Origin of the sequence: Fulvivirga kasyanovii (assembly GCF_009711405.1) — a bacterium.
GTDB classification, from domain to species: Bacteria; Bacteroidota; Bacteroidia; order Cytophagales; family Cyclobacteriaceae; genus Fulvivirga; species Fulvivirga kasyanovii.
Genome location: NZ_SMLW01000295.1, coordinates 1 through 4,602, shown reverse-complemented (window position 1 = coordinate 4,602; position 4,602 = coordinate 1). Strand labels below are relative to the sequence as shown.

Genomic DNA, 4,602 nt, shown 5'->3' with positions numbered 1-4,602 from the left:
CATAATGTAGTTTAATCCGTGACATGAAAGAACGTCCTAATTTACTCTCTTTAAATGCTTTTGTGCTGAGCAGGGAATTGGAGTGGCTCTCCAACTTCTTAGACCTCCGCATAGAGCTTCACAAGCAAAAGAAATTTGATGCTCAACAACTGTTAAACATGGAGCCTCCAACGCTTGATGATCATGTTGCTGCCTCTCCATATGCCCAGTTAATCAATGGATTCAATATGGACCTGCCTGAGCGGATAGTACTGTTGCTTGCTCTGCTTCCACACATCAGGCCCGAGATGCTCGATGTTTTCTTTACCAGAAATGATGAATATGGAAGGGTATTTACTGAGTTCGGAGGCATTGTAGGTAATAATCATAACGGCTTCATGCCTACCGGTGAAACTGCCATTTATCTTTTGGCTGCTGACAACCTGGAGCTAAGGTTTTACCTATCAAAACTTTTTAACAAGGAACACTTCTTCGCCTCGCAAAACATACTCTATCTCGAGCATATACATAAAAATGAGCCTGAACTAAGCGGTTTACTTACCATTTCAAAAGAGTACCTCAGCCTGCTTACCTCCGGTGAACACCATAGGCCAGAATATAGCATGGACTTCCCTGCCAAACGAATCTCGACCAAACTGGATTGGGATGATCTGGTATTGGCTTCGGAAACCTTCGATTCGGTACAGGAAATAAGCATATGGTTAGAGCACGGACATCACTTGCTTACGGACCCTGAAGTGGGCCGTAAAATAAAGAGAGGCTACAGAAGCCTTTTCTATGGCCCATCAGGTACAGGAAAAACATTGACGGCCTGTCTGTTGGGAAAAACGGCTGGTCTGGATGTATACCATATTGACTTGTCAATGGTAGTATCCAAATATATTGGTGAAACTGAAAAGAACCTGGCCAAAATCTTTGATCATGCAGAAAACCGAAACTGGATACTCTTTTTTGATGAGGCTGATGCTTTATTTGGCAAAAGGACCCAAACCAGCAGTTCTAATGACAGGTATGCCAACCAGGAGGTATCCTATTTATTGCAACGAATTGAGGACTTCCCCGGGGTGGTGATACTCGCCAGTAATTATAAATCCAACATGGATCCGGCCTTTATGAGGCGCTTCCAGTCGCTGATCCGCTTCCCGATGCCGGGAGAAAACCTCAGGCACCAACTATACAAAAAAGCTTTCACTGGAAATTACACACTTGATGAAGAAATTGACCTCCATGAGATCTCAAGAAAATATGAGCTTTCCGGTGGTAATATTATAAATGTATTAAGATATTGTGCCATGATGGCTATCCACAATAATGAAGGATATGTCACTGAAGATAATTTTTACGAAGGGATAAGAAAAGAGCTTAAAAAGACAGGAAAAACCATGTAAAAGTTATTTTTTAAATATTAAGTTGAATATATTTACGCGTTACAATAACCTAGATTAATTATTTTTTGACTGAAATAACCAGTTTTTCCCAAAATCAGACGGGCAAAAAATAAGTATAGTTGAGCCGGAGTAATAATGAAAAGTGTTAACCACCAAGCATTTAAGACAAAAAGGAATTTCTCAATCCTCGTGATATTGGGTGTATTTCTCGGAATGGGACTCGCCTTCCTTGACCTCGCAGCCATAAGCCTTTTTTTAGGTAAGTACAATAGTAAGGACTTGCCATTGGCATTTGTTATGTCAGGATTGGCAGGAGTATTTGTGCTGGGGATATACACATTTCAAAAAAACAGGTTCTCATTTTCCAGGGTTGCCATTGTATCCTTCATTCTCATCACATTAGGTACTTTCTACCTTTATTATGGCCTCGAAAATATCAATTATGACAAATACATTTATTGGCTGTTTATCATAACCGGGCCTATCAATGTGCTTGTTTATTACAATTTCAGAAGCCTTGGAAGTTTAATTTTCGCCCAACAACAGCATAAAAAGCTTTCGGAGTGGACTCATATCGGCGTTATCATTGGAGCTGCAGCAATCTTTTTTTCCATTACACCCTTGCGAAAAGAGCTTGCTTTATCTATTTCAGAATTTGTTTATTTTGCCGGGCTGTCTTTTGCCATAGCCTCTCTCCTGCTCTCTTTAACTTCAAGAAGTGCCGTTGTACTTAGAGAGCTGGCTGTCAGCGCTCAATATATTAATGCCAATAACAGTTACGCCAAAATCAGAAAAAATAATTTTTTGGTTCAATTGGCGCTTTTCTCTTTAACCGTTACGGTGATCCTGCTTTTTGTAGATTATTATTTCTATACCATAGTTGAATCCAACTATACAAGTACCAATGAACTGCTCAACTTCCTCGGATTCTTCTACGGATGCATTTTGATAGCCGGGGTGTTTACCCACTTACTGGTCTATAATCCTATAATGAACAAGTATGGATTGAAAGTTGCCCTAATGGTACTCCCTATCGTTGTGGGGTTATTGTCAGGGTTGGGAATAGTCATAGGATCATACTTTGGATATGTCCCAGGCACTACCACTTTTCATGTATTCTTCCTGACTATTTGTATCCTTAAGCTTATTAGCACAGCGTTTAATGACAACCTTACCTCTAATGCATTCCGGTTTTACTTTTTACCCATTGAAGATCTGCTAAGGCAGGACTCACTGCTCAAAATTACCGGAGTAGTTAGGGAAGTATCAATAGCCATTGCGGGAGGTATCCTGCTTTATATGACATCCGCAACCTTCATTGATAATGATGTATATTATGCTGCGGCATTAATTATATTTTGTGTTTTATGTATCATTATTGTTTTCAAAATTTACAGTACTTACAGGGATGTATTAAAGGACACACTGGACAAACAACAATTGGTCAAAACCAGTGAGGCTAGATTAAGCTATGCAGAAAAGCTTGCTCGTGAGACTAAAAATATACCCTCAGACCGATTACCGCGCCACCTCAACATCATTAATACCCTGGATCCGGTAGTATTTAAATCTGCCGTATTATCTATTATCAACAGTGATAATGACAAGGCCCAAAAGATCGCTCTGGAGCAGGCCAGCCACCTTTGTCTTTTAGAGGCCATTCCCATTCTGGATGAGATCATGGAGTCCAAATATTTCAATGTGTTGAAAAACAGAGACCTGATTGAAAGGACATATCACAAACTCAGGGGAGCAGAATTCAGGCTGGAAAAATTGACCTACATTGAGCAGTTAACTTACTCAAAACTGGTAAATGAAAGAATATTTGGAGCATCACTTACCCGGTATGCCGAAGAAGACATAAAGCCAAAACTTCTTAATAAACTATTCCGTGACCCGGTAACCAAAGTAAGGTACTATGCTGCAGCGGCTGCAGCGGGCTCTGAAAACGAGAGCATGCTAAAGAACCTTATAGCCATGCTTGACAATCCTCTTTACAGTAATGCTGCTGTAGCAGCTATCTCCGCCACCGGAGAGCAGACTCTGCCCGTGCTTGAGTCTGCATTTCACCTGACAGGACAATCAGAAAAAATTCAGCTTCGTATTGTTCAAATCTACGGACGCATAGGTTCACAGCAGGCGGTAGAACTTTTGTTGAAAAAACTCGACCTGCCTAACCAAAATGTGATAGCAGCAACTTTGGTGGCTTTGAGTAAATCCGGCTACAACGTAAAGAAGGATAAAGCACTGAACGTAAAAAGGGAGTTGGAGGAAATATGTGCTACTACCATATCCAATATGCAAGCATACCTGGACCTGCAAAAGGAAAAAGCCTCTACCCTGTTATTAAATGCTATAACCGCGGAGATAGAGAATAATTACAATACCATATTCCAGTTGTTGGCATTGCTTTATGAGGCAAAATCAGTTGACCTCGTAAAAGAAAACATTAACAGCGGTAATTCTGACCAATCCGACTTTGCTTCTGAACTATTGGATATCTTTCTGGAAGAGGAGTTGAAACCTATTGTATTGCCAATTTTAAATGTTTCTTCCTACTCTGAAAAGATCAATAAACTACAGTATATACTTCCGACCACATCGATGTCGAAAAATGAAGTATTGTACGATTTGATCCTCAAAGATTATAAAAAGGTCAACAGGTGGACAAAGGCTTGTGCTATCATGGAACTGGCAGAAGAGAATTCGCCATCAAACCATGATATTTTTGCTGCCAACCTGGTAAATCCTGACCAGATGCTTCGCGAGATTGCCGCAGCAGCATACTACAGACTCAGTGAAGAGAATTTTGCGGTATTTATAGAGCGCAACAAGTACAAAAAAGAGTATGCCCAACAGGCCCTTAAGCTTATTGAAGAAGTAGAAAAAGGAAAAGAAGGGGAACTACAGGAAAGCCCTAAACTCAACATAGAAGTGGTGCGGTTTTTAAATGATATAGCCGGTTTCCAGTCAGTACCTGGACTGGTACTTTCTGAGATAGCCAAACTTTCTAAAGCAGCATACCACCAGATAGGTACTGAGATTCTTTCCTTTGATGAAATGGACGAGATGGCCTATGCCTTCATTTTTAAGGGATCGGTCTCTTTACAAAAAGACGGCCGTGAACTTGGTGTTTATAATCAAAACGACTTTTTGCACGACTTTGATTTTATCAATGAAGGAAGAACTGATTATAAACTCATTGCTAATGAGA

General features: G+C 40.3%; 2 protein-coding genes. Both read left to right on the top strand.

The genetic code is table 11. The features are described from left to right. The first annotated feature begins 23 nt into the window (after positions 1-23). The gene (locus E1163_RS02215; protein WP_155169017.1) at positions 24-1,388 is read left to right on the top strand and encodes an ATP-binding protein; all 1,365 of its coding nucleotides are present in this window, start codon (positions 24-26) and stop codon (positions 1,386-1,388) included. Positions 1,389-1,523: 135 nt separating this feature from the next. Beyond that, positions 1,524-4,602, top strand: a 3,079-nt coding sequence (locus tag E1163_RS02210) for a DMT family transporter (protein ID WP_155169014.1), incomplete at its 3' end; no start/stop codon positions are given.

Coding starts and splice junctions, on each gene's coding strand:
- E1163_RS02215 (WP_155169017.1), top strand. CDS start 24: ATGAAAGAACGTCCTAATTTACTCTCTTTAAATGCTTTTGTGCTGAGC.